Source organism: Pseudomonas sp. ok272, from assembly GCF_900109995.1.
Taxonomy (GTDB): Bacteria; Pseudomonadota; Gammaproteobacteria; order Pseudomonadales; family Pseudomonadaceae; genus Aquipseudomonas.
Genome location: NZ_FOCB01000003.1, coordinates 42,384 through 65,514, shown reverse-complemented (window position 1 = coordinate 65,514; position 23,131 = coordinate 42,384). Strand labels below are relative to the sequence as shown.

At 62.3% G+C, this 23,131-nt stretch carries 22 protein-coding genes, 1 other RNA gene and 1 pseudogene; 16 read left to right on the top strand and 8 right to left on the bottom strand.

All coding sequences use genetic code 11. The features are described 5' to 3' along the window. Positions 1–2 precede the first annotated feature (2 nt). The gene (gene ppk1, locus BMW74_RS05910; protein WP_093415011.1) at positions 3–2,231 is read left to right on the top strand and encodes a polyphosphate kinase 1; all 2,229 of its coding nucleotides are present in this window, start codon (positions 3–5) and stop codon (positions 2,229–2,231) included. A gap of 134 nt (positions 2,232–2,365) precedes the next feature. Here the strand turns inward: ppk1 and ppx are convergent, their stop codons facing one another. After that, positions 2,366–3,868 carry an exopolyphosphatase gene (gene ppx, locus BMW74_RS05905; RefSeq protein ID WP_093415008.1) on the bottom strand — a complete coding sequence of 501 codons (1,503 nt, stop codon included), beginning with the start codon at positions 3,866–3,868 and terminating at the stop codon, positions 2,366–2,368. Between the two features lie 187 nt (positions 3,869–4,055). Between ppx and trxA the strand changes: the two genes are divergently transcribed. The 4 genes from trxA (at position 4,056) to BMW74_RS05885 (ending at position 8,474) form a co-directional block, all read left to right on the top strand. Further along, entirely contained in the window at positions 4,056–4,382 is a 327-nt protein-coding gene (gene trxA / locus BMW74_RS05900; protein ID WP_093415005.1) for a thioredoxin TrxA, read from the top strand. A gap of 248 nt (positions 4,383–4,630) precedes the next feature. Then, positions 4,631–5,890, top strand: a complete 1,260-nt coding sequence (gene rho, locus BMW74_RS05895) for a transcription termination factor Rho (RefSeq protein ID WP_019694195.1) — start codon at positions 4,631–4,633, stop codon at positions 5,888–5,890. 131 nt (positions 5,891–6,021) lie between these two features. Further along, entirely contained in the window at positions 6,022–7,488 is a 1,467-nt protein-coding gene (ubiD, locus tag BMW74_RS05890) for a 4-hydroxy-3-polyprenylbenzoate decarboxylase (RefSeq protein ID WP_093415002.1), read from the top strand. Next, entirely contained in the window at positions 7,488–8,474 is a 987-nt protein-coding gene (locus BMW74_RS05885) for a CDP-6-deoxy-delta-3,4-glucoseen reductase (RefSeq protein WP_093414999.1), read from the top strand. The genes ubiD and BMW74_RS05885 overlap by 1 nt, the downstream gene beginning before the upstream one ends. Here the strand turns inward: BMW74_RS05885 and BMW74_RS05880 are convergent. Continuing rightward, on the bottom strand, positions 8,471–8,950 hold the full coding sequence (locus BMW74_RS05880; protein WP_093414997.1) for a sn-glycerol-3-phosphate transporter: 480 nt from the start codon (positions 8,948–8,950) through the stop codon (positions 8,471–8,473). The two genes, BMW74_RS05885 and BMW74_RS05880, sit on opposite strands and share 4 nt — an antisense overlap. Positions 8,951–9,315: 365 nt before the next feature. On the opposite strand from BMW74_RS05880, the pseudogene BMW74_RS05875 reads away from it, so the two are divergent. Beyond that, positions 9,316–9,969, top strand: a pseudogene (locus BMW74_RS05875) (gamma-glutamylcyclotransferase); the annotation flags it as partial. A gap of 37 nt (positions 9,970–10,006) precedes the next feature. Here BMW74_RS05875 and BMW74_RS05870 read toward each other — a convergent pair. Continuing rightward, on the bottom strand, positions 10,007–10,984 hold the full coding sequence (locus BMW74_RS05870; protein ID WP_093414994.1) for an NADPH:quinone oxidoreductase family protein: 978 nt from the start codon (positions 10,982–10,984) through the stop codon (positions 10,007–10,009). A 150-nt stretch (positions 10,985–11,134) separates the two neighbouring features. Here BMW74_RS05870 and BMW74_RS05865 point away from each other — a divergent pair, with 150 nt between their 5' ends. Continuing rightward, the gene (locus BMW74_RS05865) at positions 11,135–11,542 is read left to right on the top strand and encodes a flagellar basal body-associated protein FliL (protein ID WP_093414991.1); all 408 of its coding nucleotides are present in this window, start codon (positions 11,135–11,137) and stop codon (positions 11,540–11,542) included. Between the two features lie 141 nt (positions 11,543–11,683). Here the strand turns inward: BMW74_RS05865 and BMW74_RS05860 are convergent, their stop codons facing one another. Continuing rightward, positions 11,684–12,133, bottom strand: coding sequence for an EVE domain-containing protein (locus tag BMW74_RS05860; protein ID WP_093414988.1), 450 nt, complete (start codon positions 12,131–12,133; stop codon positions 11,684–11,686). Between the two features lie 197 nt (positions 12,134–12,330). Between BMW74_RS05860 and BMW74_RS25185 the strand changes: the two genes are divergently transcribed. Continuing rightward, the gene (locus BMW74_RS25185; protein WP_093414984.1) at positions 12,331–12,477 is read left to right on the top strand and encodes a hypothetical protein; all 147 of its coding nucleotides are present in this window, start codon (positions 12,331–12,333) and stop codon (positions 12,475–12,477) included. Between the two features lie 16 nt (positions 12,478–12,493). Here the strand turns inward: BMW74_RS25185 and BMW74_RS05850 are convergent, their stop codons facing one another. The 4 genes from BMW74_RS05850 to BMW74_RS05835 all read right to left on the bottom strand — a co-directional run bounded on the left by BMW74_RS05850 (position 12,494) and on the right by BMW74_RS05835 (position 13,935). Continuing rightward, entirely contained in the window at positions 12,494–13,111 is a 618-nt protein-coding gene (locus BMW74_RS05850; RefSeq protein ID WP_093416046.1) for a 5-formyltetrahydrofolate cyclo-ligase, read from the bottom strand. 91 nt (positions 13,112–13,202) lie between these two features. Continuing rightward, a non-coding RNA gene (gene ssrS / locus BMW74_RS05845) (6S RNA) lies at positions 13,203–13,381 on the bottom strand. 30 nt (positions 13,382–13,411) lie between these two features. After that, positions 13,412–13,729, bottom strand: coding sequence for a cell division protein ZapA (locus tag BMW74_RS05840; RefSeq protein ID WP_093414981.1), 318 nt, complete (start codon positions 13,727–13,729; stop codon positions 13,412–13,414). Next, positions 13,726–13,935, bottom strand: a complete 210-nt coding sequence (locus tag BMW74_RS05835) for a TIGR02449 family protein (RefSeq protein ID WP_007982902.1) — start codon at positions 13,933–13,935, stop codon at positions 13,726–13,728. Before BMW74_RS05835 ends, BMW74_RS05840 begins: the two co-directional genes overlap by 4 nt. Positions 13,936–14,062: 127 nt before the next feature. Between BMW74_RS05835 and BMW74_RS05830 the strand changes: the two genes are divergently transcribed. The 8 genes from BMW74_RS05830 (at position 14,063) to gcvH (ending at position 23,114) form a co-directional block, all read left to right on the top strand. Continuing rightward, the gene (locus BMW74_RS05830) at positions 14,063–14,620 is read left to right on the top strand and encodes a YecA/YgfB family protein (RefSeq protein ID WP_093414978.1); all 558 of its coding nucleotides are present in this window, start codon (positions 14,063–14,065) and stop codon (positions 14,618–14,620) included. 20 nt (positions 14,621–14,640) lie between these two features. Further along, positions 14,641–15,975: a Xaa-Pro aminopeptidase gene (gene pepP, locus BMW74_RS05825; protein WP_093414975.1), complete on the top strand. Its 1,335-nt coding sequence runs from the start codon at positions 14,641–14,643 to the stop codon at positions 15,973–15,975. Beyond that, positions 15,972–17,159 carry a 2-octaprenyl-6-methoxyphenyl hydroxylase gene (gene ubiH, locus BMW74_RS05820; protein ID WP_093414972.1) on the top strand — a complete coding sequence of 396 codons (1,188 nt, stop codon included), beginning with the start codon at positions 15,972–15,974 and terminating at the stop codon, positions 17,157–17,159. The genes pepP and ubiH overlap by 4 nt, the downstream gene beginning before the upstream one ends. 55 nt (positions 17,160–17,214) lie before the next feature. Next, positions 17,215–18,432 carry a 2-octaprenyl-3-methyl-6-methoxy-1,4-benzoquinol hydroxylase gene (locus BMW74_RS05815; RefSeq protein WP_175479169.1) on the top strand — a complete coding sequence of 406 codons (1,218 nt, stop codon included), beginning with the start codon at positions 17,215–17,217 and terminating at the stop codon, positions 18,430–18,432. 162 nt (positions 18,433–18,594) lie between these two features. Continuing rightward, the gene (locus tag BMW74_RS05810; RefSeq protein ID WP_093414967.1) at positions 18,595–19,599 is read left to right on the top strand and encodes an extracellular solute-binding protein; all 1,005 of its coding nucleotides are present in this window, start codon (positions 18,595–18,597) and stop codon (positions 19,597–19,599) included. Positions 19,600–19,824: 225 nt separating this feature from the next. Then, complete coding sequence (locus BMW74_RS05805; RefSeq protein WP_093414964.1) at positions 19,825–21,441, top strand: ABC transporter permease; 1,617 nt, start codon at positions 19,825–19,827, stop codon at positions 21,439–21,441. A 154-nt stretch (positions 21,442–21,595) separates the two neighbouring features. Then, positions 21,596–22,678 (top strand): glycine cleavage system aminomethyltransferase GcvT, encoded by a 1,083-nt coding sequence (gene gcvT, locus BMW74_RS05800; RefSeq protein ID WP_093414961.1) that lies wholly within the window; start codon positions 21,596–21,598, stop codon positions 22,676–22,678. Between the two features lie 52 nt (positions 22,679–22,730). After that, positions 22,731–23,114 (top strand): glycine cleavage system protein GcvH, encoded by a 384-nt coding sequence (gcvH, locus tag BMW74_RS05795; RefSeq protein ID WP_093414958.1) that lies wholly within the window; start codon positions 22,731–22,733, stop codon positions 23,112–23,114. Positions 23,115–23,131 lie beyond the last annotated feature (17 nt).

The following is a 23,131-nucleotide window of genomic DNA, read 5'->3' as shown; positions in this document are numbered from 1 at the left end:
CGATGAATACCGAAGGACTCACTGAAGTTGCCGTAAAAGAAGCCCAGCCCGTGGTCGAGCCAGTCGTCGAGACCCCGCCGGAAATGGAGCCTGCGCCTGCTCCGCCCGCGGCAGTGGCCGAGGCGGCACCGGCGGCACCGGCGATTGCGATTCCCGGCCTGGATGAAAGCAGCCTGTATATCCATCGCGAGCTGTCGCAACTGCAGTTCAATATCCGCGTGCTGGAACAGGCGCTGGATGAGTCCTATCCATTGCTGGAACGCCTGAAGTTCCTGCTGATCTTCTCCAGCAACCTGGATGAGTTCTTCGAGATTCGCGTCGCCGGGCTCAAGAAGCAGATCACCTTCGCCCGTGAACAAGCCGGGGCCGATGGCCTGCAACCGCACCAAGCCCTGGCGCGCATCAGCGAGCTGGTGCATGGCCATGTCGATCGTCAATACGCGATCCTCAACGACATCCTGTTGCCGGAGCTGGAAAAGCACCAGGTACGCTTCATCCGCCGGCGCCACTGGAACACCAAGATCAAGACCTGGGTGCGCCGCTATTTCCGCGACGAGATCGCCCCGATCATCACCCCGATCGGCCTTGATCCGACGCACCCGTTCCCGTTGTTGGTGAACAAGAGCCTGAACTTCATCGTCGAGCTTGAGGGCATCGATGCCTTCGGGCGTGATTCGGGCCTGGCGATCATCCCGGCGCCTCGCCTGCTGCCGCGCGTGATCAAGCTGCCGGAAGAAGTCGGCGGCACGGGCGACAACTATGTATTCCTGTCGTCGATGATCCACGCCCACGCCGATGACCTGTTCCAGGGCATGAAGGTCAAGGGCTGCTACCAGTTCCGCCTGACCCGCAACGCCGATCTAGCACTGGACTCCGAAGACGTCGAAGACCTGGCGCGTGCCTTGCGCGGTGAGCTGTTCTCCCGGCGTTACGGCGATGCGGTGCGCCTGGAAGTGGCCGACACGTGCCCCAAGCACTTGTCCGATTACTTGCTCAAGCAGTTCAGCTTGAGCGAGACCGAGGTGTACCAGGTCAATGGCCCGGTCAACCTGACGCGCCTGTTCAGCATCACCAGCCTGGACAGTCACCCGGAGCTGCAATACACCCCGTTCACCCCACAGATCCCGAAACTGCTGCAAAACAGCGAGAACATCTTCAGCGTGGTCAGCAAGCAGGACATTCTCTTGCTGCACCCGTTCGAGTCGTTCACCCCGGTCGTCGACCTGCTGCGCCAGGCCGCCAAGGACCCGCATGTACTGGCGGTCCGGCAAACCCTGTACCGCAGCGGCGCCAACTCGGAAATCGTCGACGCCTTGGTGGATGCGGCGAGAAACGGCAAGGAAGTCACCGTGGTGATCGAGTTGCGCGCGCGCTTCGACGAAGAGTCCAACCTGCAACTGGCCAGCCGCCTGCAAGCGGCCGGCGCGGTGGTGATCTATGGCGTGGTGGGCTTCAAGACCCACGCCAAGATGATGCTGATCCTGCGCCGCGAGGCGGGCGAGATTGTCCGTTACGCGCACTTGGGCACGGGTAACTACCACGCGGGTAACGCCCGCCTGTACACCGACTACAGCCTGCTGACCTCCGACGACGCGTTGTGCGAAGACGTCGGCAAACTGTTCAGCCAGTTGATCGGCATGGGCAAGACGTTGCGCATGAAGAAGTTGCTGCATGCGCCGTTTACCCTGAAGAAGGGCATGCTCGACATGATTGCCCGCGAAACCCAGTTCGCCCTCGACGGCAAGCCGGCGCACATCATCGCCAAGTTCAACTCGCTGACCGATCCGAAGATCATCCGCGCGCTGTACAAGGCCAGCCAGTCAGGGGTGCGTATCGACCTGGTGGTACGCGGCATGTGCTGCCTGCGTCCGGGGATCGCCGGGGTGTCCCATAACATCCACGTGCGCTCGATCGTCGGCCGCTTCCTGGAGCACACGCGGGTGTTCTACTTCCTCAATGGCGGGGAGGAGCAGATGTTCCTGTCCAGCGCCGACTGGATGGAGCGCAACCTCGACAAGCGTGTCGAGACCTGCTTCCCGGTGGAAGGCAAGAAGCTGATTACCCGGGTCAAGAAGGAGCTGGAGCTGTACCTGACCGACAACACCCACAGTTGGAGCCTGCAGTCGGACGGTCGTTACATCCGCAACACACCAACCGGCAACCAGAACCCGCGCAGTGCCCAGGCGACGTTGCTGGAGCGATTGGGGAGCCCGATTCTTACCGTGAGTTGAGGCGGGGGGCTTTCATCACTCATCCCTGTGGGAGCGAGCCTGCTCGCGAAGGTGGAGCGCCAGGTGACAGTGATGTCGATCTGGCAGCCCCTTTCGCGAGCAGGCTCGCTCCCACAGTGGTTTCAGGGTGTTCCTCAACGTACGTTGAGGGTGAACCCGACCCGCGTCAGCCACTCGGCTTCCTGCGCGAAGTCGGCCTGGGTCAACTGGTTCTCATCCAGCCAGTTCAGCGGGAACTGCACGTCCAGGCTGTCACGGCTGGCGTGCAGCGTAACCTGGGGCATTTGCTGGGTGCCGCGGATGTGATGGAACAGAATCGCAAAGCGCAGCAGTACGCACAGGCGAATCAGCTTGATGCCTTCATCGCCGAACTCGGCGAACTTGTCCTTGGGGATGTTACGGCGATGGCCGCGCACCAATAGCGCGAGCATCAATTGGTCTTCACGGGAGAAACCGGCCAGGTCCGAGTGTTCGATCAGGTAGGCGCCGTGCTTGTGGTAATGGTAGTGGGCGATGTCCAGCCCCACTTCATGCACCTTGGCGGCCCAGCCCAGCAATTCGCGCCAGACACCCCCATCGAGCTTCCAATCTGCCGCGACCTGGTCGAAGGCATGCAACGCCTTGCGCTCGACGCGTGCGGCTTGTTCCAGGTCAACGTGATAGCGCTCCATCAGCGAGCCCAGGGTGCGCTCGCGGACGTCTTCGTGGTGGTGGCGGCCCAGCAGGTCGTAGAGCACGCCTTCACGCAGGGCGCCATCGCAGTGATCCATGCGTTGCAGTTCCAGCGCGTCGAAGATCGCTTCGAGAATCGCCAGGCCGGCGGGGAAGATCGCGCGGCGGTCCGGCTTGATGCCTTCGAAGTCGATCTTCTCGGCGTCGCCCAGCTTGAACAGCTTGCGCTTGAGCCAGGCCAGCCCGTCAGCATTGACCTCGCCGTTGCCATGGCCGCCGGCTTTGAGCGCCAGGCCGATGGCGCGGATAGTGCCGGAGGAGCCGATGGCTTCATCCCAGGTCAGGCGGTGCAGGGCGTGCTCGATGCTCATGATCTCCAGCCGCGCCGCCGTGTAGGCCTGGGCGTAGCGGGCCGGGGTGATCTTGCCGTCCTTGAAATAGCGCTGGGTGTAGCTCACGCAACCCATTTGCAGGCTCTCGCGCAGCAAGGGCTCGAAGCGCTGGCCAATGATGAACTCGGTGCTGCCGCCGCCAATGTCGGCCACCAGGCGCTTGCCTGGGGTGTCGGCGAGGGTGTGGGAGACGCCCAGGTAGATCAGGCGCGCCTCTTCACGGCCGGAAATGACTTCGACCGGGTGGCCAAGGATCTCTTCGGCGCGGCGGATGAACTCGCCACGGTTGCGGGCCTCGCGCAGGGCGTTGGTGCCCACGATCCGCACGGCTCCCAAGGGCATGCCGTTGATCAGTTGGGCGAAGCGCTTGAGGCAGTCGAGCCCACGCTGGATGGACTCCTCGCTCAGTCGACGCTCTTCGTCGATGCCGGCGGCCAACTGAACCTTTTCACCCAGCCGTTCGAGAATCCGGATCTCGTTGTGGTGGGCCTTGGCCACAACCATGTGAAAGCTGTTCGAGCCCAGGTCTATGGCAGCGATCAGGGACAGGTTCTTGGCTTGGGAATCGGGCATGGTTGAGAGGTCTCGGTCGATAACTCGACCATCGTGCCACGATCAACCGCTGCCGCCAACGCGCAGCGTGAGCTATACCCAAACTCATGGGTCTCCATAGCGAGACTCAATCATCTGTAGCTTCCTGAACAAGGGAAGGGCGGCTATGATGGGCCACGTTTTTTTGCTTACAAACCTGGAGACTTCCATGAGCGAACATATTAAACACGTCACCGATGCGAGCTTCGAAGCAGAAGTCTTGAAGGCTGAAGGCCCTGTATTGGTGGACTACTGGGCTGAGTGGTGTGGCCCGTGCAAGATGATCGCTCCGGTTCTGGACGAAATCGCCAATACCTACCATGGCAAGCTGACGGTAGCCAAGCTGAACATCGACGAAAACCAGGAAATGCCGGCCAAGCACGGCGTGCGTGGTATTCCGACCCTGATGCTGTTCAAGAACGGCAACGTCGAAGCCACCAAGGTTGGTGCGCTGTCGAAGTCGCAACTGACCGCCTTCCTCGACGCTCACCTCTAAGCGTCGCGACAGGTGTCAGCCAAAAAGCCCCGCAAATAGCGGGGCTTTTTCGTTATTAAGGGCTAGACGCTCAAAAACTCAGGTGTTACATTCGGCCCCGCACTGGTTTCTCCACTGCCCCCTACTAGCCGTCGCCGACGCACTCCTTTTCGAATAAGTACGCGATCCTGTCGCCTTCTCTGCGGCGCGGCCTCATTAAGCCAAAAGCTTAATTTCCCCCCCTCCATAAATGATTACGTCATTCCTATATGAATCTGACTGAACTCAAGCAAAAGCCGATTACCGAACTGCTCGAATTGGCCGAACAGATGGGCATAGAAAATATGGCCCGTTCGCGCAAGCAGGACGTGATTTTCTCCCTGCTGAAAAAGCACGCGAAAAGCGGCGAGGAAATCTCCGGTGATGGCGTGCTGGAGATCCTCCAGGACGGCTTCGGCTTCCTGCGCTCTGCAGACGCTTCCTATCTCGCCGGCCCAGACGATATCTACGTCTCGCCGAGCCAGATCCGTCGCTTCAACTTGCGCACCGGTGACACCATCGTTGGCAAGATCCGCCCGCCAAAAGAAGGCGAGCGTTACTTCGCACTGCTCAAGGTCGATACGATCAACTACGATCGTCCCGAGAACGCGAAGAACAAGATTCTCTTCGAGAACCTGACCCCGCTGTTCCCGACCGTGCGCATGAAGATGGAAGCCGGCAACGGTTCCACCGAAGACTTGACCGGTCGTGTCATCGACCTGTGCGCCCCGATCGGCAAGGGCCAGCGCGGCCTGATCGTTGCTCCGCCAAAAGCGGGCAAGACGATCATGCTGCAAAACATCGCGGCCAACATTGCCCGCAACAACCCTGAAGTTCATCTGATCGTGCTGCTGATCGACGAGCGTCCGGAAGAAGTGACCGAAATGCAGCGCACCGTGCGCGGCGAAGTGGTTGCCTCGACATTCGACGAGCCGCCAACCCGCCACGTGCAGGTTGCCGAGATGGTCATCGAGAAGGCCAAGCGCCTGGTTGAGCACAAGAAAGACGTGGTCATCCTGCTCGACTCGATCACCCGTCTGGCCCGTGCCTACAACACCGTGATCCCGAGCTCCGGCAAGGTATTGACCGGTGGTGTCGATGCCCATGCCCTGGAGAAACCGAAGCGTTTCTTCGGTGCTGCACGGAACATCGAAGAAGGCGGTTCGCTGACCATCATCGCCACCGCGCTGGTTGAAACCGGCTCGAAGATGGATGAAGTGATCTACGAAGAGTTCAAGGGCACCGGCAACATGGAGCTGCCGCTGGACCGCAAGATCGCTGAAAAGCGCGTCTTCCCTGCGATCAACATCAACCGCTCCGGCACCCGCCGTGAAGAGTTGCTGACCGCCGACGACGAGCTGCAGCGTATGTGGATCCTGCGCAAGCTGCTGCATCCTATGGATGAAGTCGCTGCCATTGAGTTCCTGGTCGACAAGCTGAAACAGACCAAGACCAACGATGAGTTCTTCCTGTCGATGAAACGCAAGTAAGTCGACAAGGCTCAACAAGAAGCCGGGGAAACCCGGCTTTTTGCTGCGTGATGATTCACCGACCTTCTTCAAGACCCAAGTTCGGCGCTAAACTCATGCCCCCGAACGCCACGGCCAAACGAGGCTCACCCATGCAGTATCGCGACTTGCGCGACTTTATCAGTGGCCTGGAACAGCGCGGCGAACTCAAGCGCATCCAGGTTCCGGTGTCTCCAGTGCTGGAAATGACCGAGGTCTGCGACCGCACCCTGCGGGCCAAGGGCCCGGCGCTGCTGTTCGAGAACCCCACCGGCTATGACATCCCGGTACTGGGCAACCTGTTCGGCACCCCCGAGCGCGTGGCGTTGGGAATGGGCGCCGAAGCCGTCAGCGAATTGCGCGAGATCGGCAAGCTGCTGGCGTTCCTCAAGGAACCAGAGCCGCCCAAAGGGTTGAAGGACGCGTGGTCCAAGCTGCCGATCTTCCGCAAGATCATCGCCATGGCGCCGAAAGTCGTCAAGGATGCGGTCTGCCAGGAAGTGGTCATCGAAGGCGACGACGTCGACCTGGCCATGCTCCCGGTGCAGACGTGCTGGCCTGGCGATGTCGGCCCACTGATTACGTGGGGCCTGACCGTCACCAAGGGGCCGAACAAGGACCGCCAGAACCTGGGCATCTATCGTCAACAGGTGATTGGCCGCAACAAGGTCATCATGCGCTGGTTGAGTCACCGTGGCGGCGCGCTGGATTACCGCGAGTGGTGCGAGAAGCACCCGGGCCAGCCATTTCCGGTGTCCGTGGCCCTGGGCGCGGACCCGGCAACCATCCTCGGTGCGGTCACGCCGGTGCCCGACAGCCTGTCCGAGTACGCCTTTGCCGGCCTCTTGCGCGGCAACCGCACCGAGCTGGTGAAATGCCGTGGCAATGACCTGCAAGTACCGGCCACTGCCGAGATCATCCTTGAAGGGGTGATCCATCCCGGCGAAATGGCCGACGAAGGGCCGTACGGCGACCACACCGGTTACTACAACGAAGTCGACAGCTTCCCGGTGTTCACCGTCGAACGCATCACCCATCGCATCAAGCCGATTTACCACAGCACCTACACCGGCCGTCCACCCGATGAGCCGGCGATCCTCGGGGTGGCGCTCAACGAAGTGTTCGTGCCGATCCTGCAGAAGCAGTTCCCGGAGATCACCGACTTCTACCTGCCGCCCGAGGGCTGCTCGTATCGCATGGCGATTGTGACGATCAAGAAGCAGTACCCTGGCCATGCCAAGCGCGTAATGCTCGGGGTGTGGTCGTTTTTGCGACAGTTCATGTACACCAAGTTCGTTATCGTCACCGACGACGACATCAACGCTCGCGACTGGAACGACGTGGTCTGGGCCATCACCACGCGCATGGACCCCAAGCGCGACACAGTGATGATCGACAACACGCCGATCGACTACCTGGACTTCGCCTCGCCGGTTTCCGGGCTGGGGTCGAAGATGGGCCTCGATGCCACCCATAAGTGGCCCGGTGAAACCACCCGCGAGTGGGGTCGGGTGATCGTCAAGGACGAGGCGGTGACTCGCCGGATCGATGCCATCTGGAATCAGTTAGGAATAGATTGATGCGTGTGACCTTGCAGCCGTCAGGAGCAGTGCTTGAGATACTGCCCGGCGAGCGGATTCTCGATGGAGCGCGGCGCCTGGGCTATGAATGCCCGCAGAGCTGCCGCAATGGCAACTGCCACGTGTGCGCGGCGTTGCTGGTGGAAGGGCGGGTCGAGCAGGCCGGCGATGTGCGTGAGCGCGGCGAGTTCTACACTTGCATAGCAGAGCCACTGCAAGACTGCATTGTCTTGTGGGATGGCGTCCTTGCGCTGGGAGAGTTGCCGGTGCGCAGCGTGTCGTGTCAGGTCATTGAGTGTGTGGACGTCGGCGGCGACACCTGGCGAGTGCGCTTGCGCACGCCGGCCGGCAAGCCACCGCGCTATCACGCCGGGCAGTACTTGATGATCGAGCGCGAGAATGGCGAGAAGTCGGCCTTCTCGCTGGCCTCGGCGCCCCATTCCGGTCGTGACCTGGAGATCCACGTGCTGGCCCGTGAAGCCAGCGCGACCAGCCTGATCGAGCAGTTGCAGCGCAATCCCATGGTGCGGGTCGAGTTGCCCTTCGGCGATACCCACCTGGCCGAGCTGCCGGACGGACCGCTGGTGCTGATCGCGGCCGGGACCGGCATGGGACAGATCCACAGCCTGCTGGAACATTGCCGGGCCAAGGGTTTCAAACACCCGGTGCATTTGTACTGGGGCGTACGTCGCCCGGAAGATTTTTATCGGATGGAACACTGGGACGAATGGTTGAAGCTGCCCAACCTGTTCCTGCATCAAGTGGTCAGTGACCGGTGCGGTTGGCCGGGACGCTGCGGCATGCTGCACGAGGCCGTGTGCCAGGACTTCCCTGACCTCAAGCCCCTGCATGTCTACGCCAGCGGTTCGCCCGCCATGGTCTATGGCACCCTGGATGCGTTGGTCAGCGCCGGGATGGATGCCCATCAGATGCGCGCCGACGTGTTTGCCTACGCGCCCCGGCCCTCGGCAGATGAGCCGGTCTAGAAGCGCACACCTGTGGTGATCATGGCGGCGTTGAAGCCGAGCAATACCAGCTCGGCTGCAACCGGGCCGTAATGAGCACCCACCGAGGGAATGATCACCGGTGCAATACCGAAGTGATTGAGTGGGATCTTGTCTTGATACTCGCCGTGATAGCCCTCAAGTAAACCGCCGGTCAATTTCACATACACCGGATAGTCGGCACTTTCGAAGCGTTTACCGGCGTAGGCGTAATAGGAGCGCTGGCTGAACGAGTTACGAAACGTCGCCCCGCCAAACAACCAGCCGGAGGCCTCATTCCGTTCAAGGCCGATCAGGTCCTGGTTGTTGTTGTGTTCGGGGTCCGGCGAGAAGTGTCGGGTGTAGACGCTGGTTTGCAAGTACCAAAAGCCCTGGTCTTTCTGCGATGGGGTATCTTGCACTAGGGCGTGGGCGGTTTGAGCGAGCAGCAAAAGCCCGAAGATCCATAGGTTTTTCATCGTGCAGCCCCTGGTAGGCAGTTTGGCTTTCGCCGGAGGGCGGCCTTTATACGTGGCCCTTGGAGTGTTTTGATACGTAACAGTTCCGGAAGACATGTAGGAAATTTCCCAAGTTAAGCGTAACTAGCCTAACCGTTCAAAAAGCGTATACCTATTTCATATCGATATTTCAGACTTATCTTAAATGGCATTAGGCTATATCCGCTGATGTTCGAGGGCGCCCAGCGGTATGTTTTTTTGTCCTGTGTGAATAGGTGAGGGTTATACGTCCCTTAGTACTATTCGAATTACCGCTACTGCTATATGTTCTATGAACTCATCTTGATTACATCTTGTAATATTCGCGGGGCTGAACGTTTTTTATCATGACAGCCATTGAATCTACTTTTTTGAATCTGGCTTACCCCCCGCGGCTCGATCTGGGCGCGCAACTGACGCACGAACAATTACTGGCCTCGATGCAAGCCACCATGGCGTTGCACAAGGGCGGGCCGGTCTGGTTATTTGCCTACGGCTCCTTGATCTGGCGCCCGGAGTGCAAGGCGGTCGAGCGTGTACGCGGCCGTGTGCATGGCTACCATCGCGGTTTGTACCTGTGGTCCCACGAACACCGTGGCACCCCGGAACTGCCCGGCCTGGTGTTTGGCCTGGACCGCGGCGGCTCCTGCAGTGGGTTTGCCTACCGCCTGCCGGAGGAGCAACTGGACGCCTCGCTGTATGCCCTGTGGCAGCGTGAAATGCCGGTTCCTTCCTATCGACCGCATTGGCTCAATTGCCGCCTGGAAGACGGTAGCCAGGTTCAGGCACTGGGTTTCGTATTGGAACGCCACCTGCCCAGCTATGCCGGGAACTTGCCGGACCATGTCCTCAGCCAGGTCTTTGAAAGCGCCTGCGGCCGCTACGGCACCACCCGCGACTATGTCGAACAGACCGCCAGCGCCCTGCGCAGCCACGCCATGCCGGATCGAAACCTGGAGGCGCGGCTCAAGCGGTGCGGGGGTGCGAAGGATCAGGCGAGTACGTGCGGCCTTGATCAACGAATCCCTGTGGGGGGTGCTACCGCACCTGCACCACAATCTTGCCCACCGCCTTGCGCTGGCCCAGCTCGTTAATGGCCTGTGCCGCGTTATCCAGCGTATAGACCTGCGACACCAGCGGCTGCAACTTGCCCTCGGCAAACCAGCTGAACAGTTGCTGGAAGTTGGCGGCGTTGTCCTGAGGCTGGCGCTGGGCGAAGGAGCCCCAGAACACGCCGACCACGGCCGCGCCCTTGAGCAGTGCCAGATTCACCGGCAACTCGGGGATCCGTCCGCTGGCAAAGCCAACCACCAGCAGGCGGCCGTTCCAGGCGATGGCGCGGATGGCCTGGTCGAACAGATCGCCGCCCACCGGATCGTAGATCACGTCGGCGCCCTGGCCGTTGGTCAGGCGCTTGATCTCGTCCTTGAGGTTGGCTTCGCTGTAGTTGATCAGCTCATCGGCACCGGCGGCCTTGGCCACGGCGAGTTTCTCGGCGCTGCTGGCGGCGGCGATGACCCGGGCGCCCATGGCCTTGCCGATCTCGACGGCGGCCAGGCCCACGCCGCCGGAGGCGCCGAGCACCAGCAAGGTTTCGCCGGGCTGCAGGTTGGCGCGTTGTTTGAGGGCGTGCATCGAGGTGCCGTAGGTCATGCTGAATGCGGCGGCAGTGTTGAAGTCCATGGACGGTGGGATCGGCAGCACGTTGTAGCCGGGCACCGCGACCTGCTCGGCGAAGCTGCCCCAGCCCGTAAGCGCCATGACTCGGTCACCGACGCTGAGGTGGCTGACCTTTTCCCCCACTTCACGGACCACGCCGGCGGCTTCACCGCCTGGTGAGAATGGGAAGGGCGGCTTGAATTGGTATTTGCCTTCGATGATCAGCGTATCCGGGAAGTTGACCCCGGCGGCGTGCACGTCCAGCAGGATTTCGTTCTTCTTGGCCACGGGGCTGGCGACGTCTTCCAGCACCAGCGATTCGGCGGGGCCGAAGGCTTTGCACAGCACGGCTTTCATCAGGGCTATTCCTTTGGGAGTGATGGCCGATAAGTGTAGGTGTGTAAGTCAACGGGTCAACGAGCATGCCTGGCCCTGATAACCAGCCATAACTTTGTGCTGGGGCCGTGGCTCGTTATGCTAGCCCGCACATTGAATAAGGAGCCGATTGTGAAAGCGTGGATCATGTTGTTGCTGGCCCTGTCGCTGCCTGTGGCGGCGCTGGCCGAAGAAGCCAAAGAAGGTGAAGCACCGAAAGTCAGCTACATCAGCCTGAGCCCGCCATTCGTGGGCAACTATGGCCTGGATGGCACGCCCAAGCTCAAGGTCTACAAGGCGGACGTGGCATTGCGGGTCACGGGCGATGAAGCGGCCAAGGCGGTGAAGGCTAACGAGCCGTTGATTCGCAATCAGTTGGTGGCGCTGTTCGCCCAGCAAACCACCGAGACCATGAACAACGTCGAAGCCAAGGAAAAACTGCGCCAGGAAGCCCTGAAGCAGACCCAGCAGGTGATGACCGACGAGACCGGCAAGCCGGTGGTCGAGGATCTGTTGTTCAACAACCTGATCATTCAATAAGGCTATCGTTGCCTGGGCTGGTCTCATCGCGAGCAGACTCGCTCCCACAGGGGAGCCGGGTCGGGCACGGGATGTGTGCTCGCCATCGATCAGCGTGGGAGCGAGCCTGCTCGCGAATGCTCAGGGCGTGGGTTCTGCGGCTCAGCGCAGTGCGAGCACGGCGGCCCACTGCTCGGCAGTGACGGGCATCACGGACAAGCGGCTGCCCTTTTGCACCAGGGGCATCTCGGCCAGGGTCGTCTGCTGCTTCAAGTAGTCGAGCTTGAGGACCTTGGAAAACGTTTCGAGGTGGGCGACATCGATGGCGCTCCAGGCATTCTTCTCGGGCGTGGCCTTGGGGTCGTAGTAGTGGCTTTCAGGGTCCAGTGCCGTCGGGTCCGGGTAGGCGGCTTGAATGATCTTGCCAATCCCGGCAATCCCGGGCTCAGGGCAACTGGAGTGATAGAAGAAGAACTGGTCGCCAACGGCCATGGCGCGCAGGAAGTTACGTGCTTGATAGTTGCGGACCCCATCCCAGCGCGCCTCGCCGAGCTTTTTAAGGTCGTTGATGGAAAGCTCGTCGGGTTCGGATTTCATCAGCCAATAGGCCATCATTTTTCTCCAGAAGCGCTGGCCGGGAAGGGTGTTTGGCCAAATTGTGACAAACCGACGGTCGGTTGACGCCAGTATTTGCGTGTGGCCTCACGTTACCGCAAAATGCCGGACTTTTAAGCAAGACGCGGCAAGCACGGCCTAATTATGGACACCGTTGCTGACATCGTGTGTGACATGCCTTGAGGGGGCAATCGATGAAACGCAAACCGGATTTACTATGGATATTGGTGATTGTATTTGGCCTGGGTGTCGTGACCACCGGTTACGCGCAAAGCCTGTGGGCGAACAAGACCAATGCCCCGCCGCAAGTCACGCAACAGATTCAACCCTTCAAGCGCTGATCTTCACCGTCGCCGCTTAGCGTGGTGCCTGCTCTGCGGCATACCACTGCCGATCCGTCACCGTGCCTTGCATCGGCACATCCCAGCTGGCCTGAGCCAATCGTTCGACCTTCTGACACTCATGGGCCAGCCCCAGCAGCGTCGGCTTGCGCCAGCTTTTGCGCCGAGCCAGGTAGGCCAGGCTGCGGTCATAGAAGCCGCCGCCCATGCCCAGACGCCCGCCGTCCTCGTCAAACCCGACCAATGGCAACAACACCAGGTCCAGTGCCCAGGCCTTGCGCTGTTTGGCCGGGTTGACCCGTGGTTCGAGAATGCGAAAGCGGTTGGGACGCAGCGGTTCCCCAGGGCGAACGCGCTGGAACACCATTTTGGTCCGGGGCCAGGCGCTGAGTACGGGCAGGTAGGTTGCCTTGCCCCGGCGTTGGGCGGCGCGCAGCAGCAGGCGCGGATCGATTTCACCGTCGGTGGGCAGGTACAGGGAGATGTGCTTGGCGCGGCGGAACACCGGCTGTTGGGCCAGTTGCCGATACAGCCCACGGGCTGCCTGGCGTTGCTCGCCGCGCGTGAGGGCACGACGGGCCTTGCGCAGCATGCGTCGAAGTTGCGGGCGGGAAAGCGGCGCAGGTTCGGTCATCGTCATGGGCTGTTCACGTGATGGGCACCCGGTGGGGTGGTCTCATATGCAACAAAGCCGATGCCAGCGTTAACTGGCATCGGCTTGAATCAGGCTCCCCGGATGAACCGCTGCTGACTTAGCCCTTGAACCCGAAAGTTCAAGGTGGAAGATGCAGTAGGCTTTAAGGCTTTCCGTCTAGCGGACATGCACACCAGCCCAACGTGCAACCTCCAGGGTAGTGCGAATCGGCTCAGGGACATCGTCAACTGGCAAGCACCCCAGGGAGTGGCGTGAGTATACCGCAACCACCCCGAGGAATCAGCCTTTGCTGACGTCCGGATCGGTGGCCAGCACCAGGTCCACCCGGTCGAGCAGGTCGCGTACTTGCTCGCGGGTCGAGCCGCTGGCCTGCATCTCGGGGCGCTCCTGGGAATGCAGCAGGTCGTGGGTGATGTTCAACGCGGCCATCACGGCGATACGGTCGGCGCCGATGACTTTGCCGCTGCTGCGGATTTCACGCATCTTGCCATCCAGGTAACGGGCGGCACTCACCAGGTTGCTGCGCTCTTCCTGGGGGCAAATGATCGAATACTCTTTGTCGAGGATCTGCACGGTAACGCTGCTGCTTGTACTCATGAGTCTTGCTCCAGGGCCTTGAGGCGCGAAATCATCGATTCGACCTTACGCCGGGCGATTTCATTTTTTTCTATGAGGTGCGCGCGTTCCTCGCGCCAGGTTTTTTCCTGAGCTAGTAAGAGTCCATTCTGGCTCTTAAGTTGCTCGACTCGGGTAATCAACAGTTCGAGTCTGGCCATCAGCGCTTGCAGGTCGGTGTCTTCCATTGGGTTCCACTGGATTTGTCTGATGAGCGGTAACGGGCGGACAGCCTTTAATAGTCTTGGCGAGTCTGTCGATGTAGGATACAAGGCCTTCATTCTAGACATAGCGCCGCTTGGCGCCTAGCTACCCATGACTATTCAGAATTCCCCGTACAACGCCTTTGCCACCCTGCTGAGTTCCAGCGGCCATCCGTGCTCCCCTGCCGAGCTTCACGGCGTGCTGCTGGGCCGTAGCTGCACCGGCGTCGGTTTTGATGTCGACACCTGGTTGGCTGACGTCGCCGAACTGCTGGAAACCGAGCCAACCGAAAATGTCCGCAACGCGCTGATCGGCCTGCAAGCCATGGTCAAGGGCGAGTTGACGGGCGACGATGTCACCGTGGTCCTGCTGCTGCCGACCGATGACGCGCCGCTGGCTGAACGTGCTGTCGCACTGGGCCAATGGTGTCAGGGTTTCCTCCACGGCTTCGGCGTCAACGCCGGTGGCCTGGACCTGAGCACCGACGCCCAGGAAGTGCTGCAGGATCTCGCGGCGATCTCGCAGATCCAGGATGCCCTGGAAGAATCCGAAGACGGCGAAAGCGACTACATGGAAGTGATGGAGTACCTGCGCGTCGCGCCGCTGCTGCTGTTCGCCGAGACCAAGAAACCGGCTGAACCGGCTGCACCCAAGCCGTCGCTGCACTAAGAAAGGACCCCCATCTGCCCATGATCCATATCCCGAAGTCGGAATACACGCGCCGGCGCAAGGCGCTGATGGCGCAGATGGAACCCAACAGCATCGCAATCCTGCCGGCCGCCGCCGTGGCGATCCGTAACCGTGACGTCGAGCACGTGTATCGCCAGGACAGCGATTTCCAGTACCTCAGTGGTTTCCCCGAGCCGCAGGCCGTCATCGTGCTGATGCCCGGCCGCGAGCATGGCGAGTACATTCTGTTCTGCCGCGAACGCAACCCCGAGCGCGAGCTGTGGGATGGCCTGCGTGCCGGCCAGGAAGGCGCCATTCGCCACTTCGGCGCCGACGATGCCTTCCCGATCACCGACATTGACGACATTTTGCCGGGCTTGATCGAAGGCCGGGACCGGGTCTACTCGGCCATGGGCAGCCACCCCGAGTTTGATCGGCACCTGATGGACTGGATCAACGTGATTCGCTCCAAGGCGCACCTTGGCGCCCAGCCGCCGAACGAGTTTGTTGCCCTGGATCATCTGCTACACGACATGCGCCTGTATAAATCGGCGGCAGAAGTGAAGGTGATGCGCGAGGCTGCGCGGATTTCCGCCCAGGCCCACGTCCGCGCCATGCAGGCCAGCCGTGTCGGGCTGCATGAGTTCAGCCTGGAAGCCGAGCTCGATTACGAGTTCCGCAAGGGCGGGGCGAAGATGCCGGCCTACGGCTCCATCGTCGCGGCCGGGCGCAACAGCTGCATCCTGCACTACCAGCGCAATGACGCGGTGCTCAAGGACGGTGACCTGGTGCTGATCGACGCCGGTTGCGAGATCGACTGCTACGCCAGCGACATCACCCGCACCTGGCCGATCAACGGCACGTACTCGCCGGAGCAGAAGGCGATCTACGAACTGGTGCTGGCGTCGCAGGAAGCGGCCTTTGCCCAGATCGCGCCGGACAAGCACTGGAACCAGGCGCACGAGGCGACGGTCCAGGTGATCACCGCCGGCCTGGTGCAGCTCGGCTTGTTGCAGGGCGATGTCGATGAGTTGATCGCCAGCGAGGCCTACAAGGTGTTTTACATGCACCGCGCCGGGCACTGGCTGGGTTTGGATGTGCACGACGTTGGCGAATACAAGGTCGGCGGTGAATGGCGGGTGCTGGAAGTCGGCATGGCCCTGACCGTCGAGCCGGGCATCTACATTGCCCCGGACAACCTGAACGTGGCGAAGAAATGGCGCGGCATTGGCGTGCGCATCGAGGATGACGTGGTGGTAACCAAGCAAGGCTGTGAAATCCTGACCCACGGCGTGCCCAGGACGGTCGCCGAGATCGAGGCGCTGATGGCTGCGGCGCGGGTGCAAGCCGCATGAGCCGGGTCAACCTGGCGATCATCGGTGGCGGCCTGGTGGGCGCCAGCCTGGCGCTGGCGCTGCAAGCCGGGGCGAAGGCGCGCGGCTGGAAGATCGTGCTGATCGAACCGTTCGCCCCGGGTGACAGCTACCAGCCAAGCTACGACGCCCGCTCCTCGGCGCTGTCGTTTGGCGCCCGGCAAATCTATCAGCGCTTGGGCCTGTGGCAAGCCATCTCCCGCCGCGCCGAGCCGATCAAGCAGATCCATGTCTCCGATCGCGGACGTTTCTCTACTGCGCGCCTGTCGGCCATGGAGGAGGGCGTCCCGGCGCTCGGCTATGTGGTGGAAAACGCCTGGTTGGGCCAATGCCTGTGGCAGGGCCTGGACAAGGACGTGATCAGTTGGCGCTGCCCGGCCGAAGTCACCCGCATGGAGCCGCTGCCGGACGGCTACCGCTTGACCCTCAACGATGAAACCACCCTGGAGTGCGACCTCGCGGTGCTGGCCGACGGCGGGCGTTCGGGGTTGCGCGAGCAACTGGGGATCAACATCAAGAAGCGCCCGTACCACCAGAGTGCGCTGATCGCCAACATCACCCCCAGCGAAGCCCACGAAGGCATGGCCTTCGAACGCTTCACCGACGAAGGGCCGATGGCCTTGCTGCCGCTGGCGGATAACCGTTGTGCGCTGGTCTGGACCCGCCTGGGAATGGACGCCCAGCGCCTGGCCGCGCTGGATGAGCGCAGCTTCCTCAGCGAGTTGCAGGGGGTGTTCGGCTATCGCCTGGGCACCCTCAAGCAGGTGGGGGCGCGGCATTTGTATCCGTTGACGCTGATCGAAGCCGATGAGCAGGTGCGCGCCAATCTGGCGGTGCTGGGCAACGCGGCCCACAGCCTGCACCCGATTGCCGGGCAGGGCTTCAACCTGTCGCTGCGCGACGCCCAGGCCCTGGCCGAAGCGCTGCTGGCCAGCGACAAACTGCCTGGCGACCTGGCGACCTTGCAGGCTTATCGCGAGCGCCAGCGCCTGGACCAGCAACTCACCGTCGGGTTCTCCGACCAGGTCACCCGCTTGTTTGGCAGCACCCAGCCGCTGGTCTCCCTGGGCCGCAACCTCGGCCTGCTGGGCCTTGACCTGCTCCCGCCGGCCAAACGCTGGTTCGCCCGGCAGGCCATGGGCCTGGGCACACGTCCTGATGTCTAGGAACCCCCTTTACCTGCGGCCCACGCCGCACGCGAAACAGGCTTAAAGCATGGAAATGCGCGCAGATCTGCTGATTGTCGGGGCCGGAATGGTCGGCAGCGCCTTGGCGCTGGCGCTCCAGGACAGCGGGCTGGAAGTCCTGCTGCTCGACGGCAGCCCCATGAGCGTCAAACCCTTCGACGCGCAATCGGCGTTTGAACCCCGGGTGAGCGCCTTGTCGGCGGCCAGCCAACGAATTCTCGAACGCCTGGGTGTGTGGGACGGCATCGTCAACCGGCGCAGCAGTCCGTACTCGGACATGCAGGTCTGGGACGGCAGTGGCACCGGGCAGATCCACTTCTCCGCGGCCAGTGTGCACGCCGAGGCGCTGGGGCATATCGTCGAGAACCGGGTGGTCCAGGACGCCTTGCTGGACCGCTTGCACGATTGCGACCTGGGCCTGCTGGCCAATGCGCGCCTGGAGCAGATGCGCCGCTCCGGCGACGATTGGCTGCTGACCCTGGCCGACGGCCGCACCCTGCGCGCGCCCTTGGTGATCGCGGCCGATGGTGCCAACTCGGCGGTGCGCCGCCTCACCGGTGTCGCGACCCGCGAATGGGATTACATGCACCACGCCATCGTCACCAGCGTGCGCAGCTCCCAGCCGCACCGAATGACCGCCTGGCAACGCTTCACCGATAACGGCCCACTGGCGTTCCTGCCGTTGGTGCGCGATGGCCAGCAGGACTGGTGCTCCATTGTCTGGTCGACCACCCCGACCGAGGCCGAGCGCCTGATGGCGCTGGATGATCACGGATTTTGCCGCGAACTGGAGCGCGCCTTCGAGGGGCGCCTGGGCAGCGTGCTGAGCGCCGACCCGCGCCTGTGCGTGCCGTTGCGCCAGCGTCACGCCAAGCGCTACGTGGCCGAGGGCCTGGCCTTGATCGGCGACGCCGCCCATACCATCCACCCGCTGGCGGGGCAGGGGGTCAACCTCGGGTTCCTCGATGCCGCCGTGCTGGCCGAAGTGCTGTTGCAGGCCGCCCGCCGTGGCGAGTGCCTGGCGGACGTGAAAGTCCTCAGCCGCTACGAACGTCGGCGCATGCCCCACAACCTGGCGCTGATGGCCGCGATGGAAGGTTTCGAGCGGTTGTTCCAGGCCGATCCATTGCCCGTGCGCTGGTTGCGCAACACCGGCTTGAAGCTGGTCGAGCAGATGCCCGAGGCCAAGGCGCTGTTCGTGCGCCAGGCGCTGGGGTTGAGTGGGGATTTGCCGGCGTTGGCCAAGGCCTGAGGTGAGCGGCGTTTTCGCCGGCTTGCCGGCGAAGACGGCAAAACACTCACCCCAGATCCTCCCGTGCAACATCTGGTAACGCCTCCGCGAACTGTTCGATTGAGAACCGAAATGTGAGTCCTTATCATTTGAGCTCATTTTTGATACCGAGAGACCGCTCCCATGTTGGCACCGAAGCGTCTACTGACAGCCCTCGCCCTGACCCTGATCGGCAGCACCGTCGTCCAGGCCGCTGATGAGGTGGTGGTCTACTCCTCGCGTATCGATGAGCTGATCAAGCCAGTGTTCGACGCCTACACCCAGAAAACCGGGGTGAAGGTGACGTTCATCACCGACAAGGAAGCGCCGCTGATGCAGCGCATCAAGGCCGAAGGGGCGAACGCCACCGCCGACCTGCTGCTGACCGTGGATGCCGGCAACCTCTGGCAGGCCGAGCAAATGGGCATCCTGCAACCGTTCACCTCCAAGGTGATCGACGCCAACATCCCCCTGCAATACCGCGCTGCCTCCCACGCCTGGACCGGCCTGAGCCTGCGTGCACGGACGCTGGTCTACTCCACCGAGCGGGTCAAGCCGTCGGACCTGAGCACCTATGAAGCCCTGGCCGACAAGCAGTGGGAAGGCCGCCTGTGCCTGCGCACCGCGAAGAAGGTCTACAACCAGTCGCTGACCGCGACCCTGATCGAAACCCATGGCGCGGCCAAGACCGAAGAAATCATCAAGGGCTGGGTCAACAACCTCGCCACTGACGTGTTCTCCGATGACAACGCAGTGATGCAAGCCATCGCGGCCGGGCAGTGCGATGTCGGCATCGTCAACACCTACTACTACGGCCGCCTGCACCAGGCCAAGCCGGATCTGCCGGTCAAGCTGTTCTGGCCGAACCAGGCCGACCGTGGCGTGCACGTCAACCTGTCGGGTATCGGCCTGACCGCGCACGCACCGCACCCGGAAGCCGCCAAGGCCCTGGTGGAGTGGATGACCACGCCCGAGGCACAAAAGATCTTCGCCGATGCCAACCAGGAGTTCCCGGCCAACCCGGCCGTCAAACCTTCGGCTGAAGTCCAGGCATGGGGCCAGTTCATCCCCGACACCCTGCCGGTTGAAGTGGCAGGTCTGCGCCAGGCCGAGGCGATTCGCCTGATGGACCGCGCTGGCTGGAACTGAGTCCAGTCCGCCAAGGGGCAGAACACTCTGCCCCTCCTGTGGGAGCGAGCCTGCTCGCGAAGACGGCAGCACATCCAACATTGATGTGCCTGATACGCCGCTTTCGCGAGCAAGCTCGCTCCCACATGGGTTCGCTTGACTGACGGGTATCGGGGTCATCCCCCCCGCGCGGCAAAACAAAACTGTTAGCCTTCCCAGCCCCGGCCCCATTTTTAGAGACCTCCCTTGGCCCATCCCGCCCAACGCCGCTGGTATCCCGTCGTCTTCGCTATCGCTGCGCTGGTCCTGTTGCCCCTGAGCGTGCTGCTGCTGTCCTGGCAAGCCGTTGACCTGCAAATCTGGTCCCACCTGTGGGACACCCAGATGCCCAGGCTGCTGGGCAATACCCTGACGTTGATCCTCGGTGTTGGCCTCGGCGTCACGCTGCTGGGCGTGAGCCTGGCGTGGCTGACCAGCCTCTGCGAGTTCCCCGGGCGACGCTGGCTGGATTGGGCGCTGATGTTGCCGTTCGCGATCCCGGCGTATGTCCTGGCGTTCGTCTTCGTTGGCCTGCTGGACTTTTCCGGCCCGGTGCAAACCCTGTTGCGCGACGGGTTCGGCAGCGGCGTGCGGCTCCCGCGCGTGCGCTCCACCGGTGGGGTGATCCTGGTGTTGGTGCTGGTGTTCTATCCCTACGTCTACCTGCTGGCCCGCAACGCCTTCCTGGCCCAAGGCAAGGGCCTGATGGAAGCGGCGCGGGTGTTGGGGCAATCGCCCTGGCAAGCGTTCTGGCGCGTGGCCCTGCCGATGGCGCGGCCGGCCATCGGGGCGGGCGTGGCCTTGGCCTTGATGGAAACCCTGGCGGACTTCGGCGCGGTCTCGGTGTTCAACTTCGACACCTTCACCACGGCCATCTACAAGACCTGGTACGGCTTCTTCAGCCTGTCGAGCGCGGCGCAACTGGCCAGCCTGTTGCTGCTGGTGGTGATGCTGTTGCTGTACGGCGAGCGCCGGGCCCGGGGCGCTGCCCGCGGCAGCAACGAGCGTCCACGCGGCAAGGCGCTCTATCACCTACGCGGCTTCAAGGCCCTGGCGGCCACGGCCTGGTGTGCGCTGGTGTTCGCCTGTGCGTTTGTCATTCCGTTGCTGCAACTGCTGGTCTGGTTCTGGCAGCGCGGGCGTTTCGACCTCGATGAGCGCTACACCGGGCTGATCCTGCATACCCTGTACCTGGGCGCGCTGGCTGCGCTGGTGACGGTCAGCGTCGCCTTGCTGCTGGCGTTCGCCCGGCGCCTGGCGCCGACCCGGGCAATTCGCTCGGGGGTCAGCGTCGCCAACATCGGCTATGCCTTGCCGGGTTCGGTGCTGGCGGTCTCGATCATGCTGGCGTTCAGTTACCTGGACCGCGAACTGGTGGTGCCGTTGTCGAGTTGGCTGGGTGGCGCGGGCAAACCCCTGTTGTTGGGCAGCCTGACCGCCTTGCTGCTGGCGTATCTGGTGCGCTTCATTGCGGTGGCCTATGGGCCGCTGGAGAACAGCCTGGCGCGGATCCGGCCGTCGTTGCCGGAAGCGGCACGCAGTCTGGGTGTCAGTGGGCCGCGACTGTTTTTCAAAGTGTATCTGCCGTTGTTGCTGCCCGGCACCTTGAGCGCGGCCCTGCTGGTGTTTGTCGATGTGCTCAAGGAAATGCCCGCGACCCTGCTGATGCGCCCGTTTGGCTGGGACACGCTGGCGGTGCGGATCTTTGAAATGACCAGTGAAGGCGAGTGGGCAAGGGCCTCGTTACCGGCCTTGACCCTGATCCTGGTGGGGCTGCTACCGGTCGTCGGCTTGATCCGTCGCTCGGCTCATCGCATCGGTTAGGTGTCAGTCCTACACCTTGCGGCTACAATGCGCGGCATTCGGTGCGGTTAGTCCGCAAGACCGGGTCGTCGACATTGGCGAAGAGCCCTCTATTTCAGGGCTTTCAACCCACGGCACCCGTCCGCACCTTCGCCACGCCCGGAAGGAGACACCCATGGGACAGCGTACGCCTCTGTACGACCTTCACCTCGCACTCGGTGCGAAGATGGTCGATTTTGGCGGTTGGGATATGCCATTGCACTACGGCTCACAGGTCGAGGAACACCATCAGGTGCGCCGCGATTGTGGGGTGTTCGATGTATCTCATATGACCGTAATCGATGTCAGCGGCCCCCAGGCCAAGGTCTGGCTCCAGCAGATGCTGGCCAATGATGTCGAGCGCCTGCACAGCCCTGGCCGTGCCTTGTACAGCACCATGCTCAATGAGCGTGGCGGGGTGATCGACGACATGATCGTCTATCGCCTGGATGACACCTATCGCCTGGTGGTGAACGCAGCCACCCGTGATCAGGACCTGGCCTGGATGCAGGCGCATGTCGGGGCCTATGAGGTCCAACTGCACGAGCGCAGCGAGCTGGCGATGCTGGCCATCCAGGGGCCGCTGGCCCGGCAGAAGATCGCCGAGCTGGTGACGCAGTCCCGTGGCGCGCTGATCCAGCAACTCAAGCCCTTCGAAGGCCAGTGCGACGGTGACTGGTTCATCGCCCGTACCGGCTACACCGGCGAAGACGGCCTGGAAATTGCCCTGCCGGCCGATCAGGCGCCGGGGTTCTTCAACGACCTGGTGGGCGCGGGTATCTCGCCCATTGGCCTGGGGGCCCGCGACACGCTGCGCCTGGAGGCCGGGATGAACCTCTACGGCCAGGACATACACCAAGACGTTTCGCCGCTGGCCTCAAACATGGCCTGGAGTATCGCCTGGGAGCCAGCGACGCGGCAGTTCATCGGGCGCACGGCGCTGGAAGCCGAACTGGCGGCTGGCGTGCAGCACAAACTGGTCGGTCTGGTGCTGGAAGAACGTGGGGTTTTACGTGCCCATCAAGTGGTGCGGATCGCCGATGTTGGCGAAGGGGAGATCACCAGTGGTAGTTTCTCTCCTACGCTCAGTAAATCGATCGCCCTGGCGCGGGTGCCGATGGCGACTGCCGACCGGGCCGAAGTGGAAATTCGTGGCAAGTGGTACCCGGTCCGCGTGGTCAAGCCGACCTTCGTGCGTCATGGCAAAACACTGATCTAACCTTTTAGGGCGGACCTTGCTCCGCCGACATTTCTTTTTGAGGACACAGAATATGAGCGATATCCCTGCCGACCTGCGTTTTGCCGAAAGTCACGAATGGGCCCGCCTGGAAGCCGATGGCACGGTGACTGTAGGGATCAGCGATCACGCTCAGGAAGCCTTGGGCGACGTGGTGTTCGTTGAGCTGACCGAGGTGGGGACGGTCTTCGCCGCCGCCGATCAGGCTGGCGTGGTCGAGTCGGTCAAGGCCGCTTCCGACATTTACGCCCCGGTCGCGGGCGAAGTGATCGCCGTCAACGAAGAGCTGGGCACCAGCCCGGAACTGCTCAACTCCGACCCGTACGGCGCGTGGATCTTCAAGCTCAAGCCAGCCAACGCCGCTGACCTGCAGAAGCTGCTCGACGCCTCAGGCTACAAGGCCGCCATCGGCGAATAAGCCTTGCCTCTTGTGGG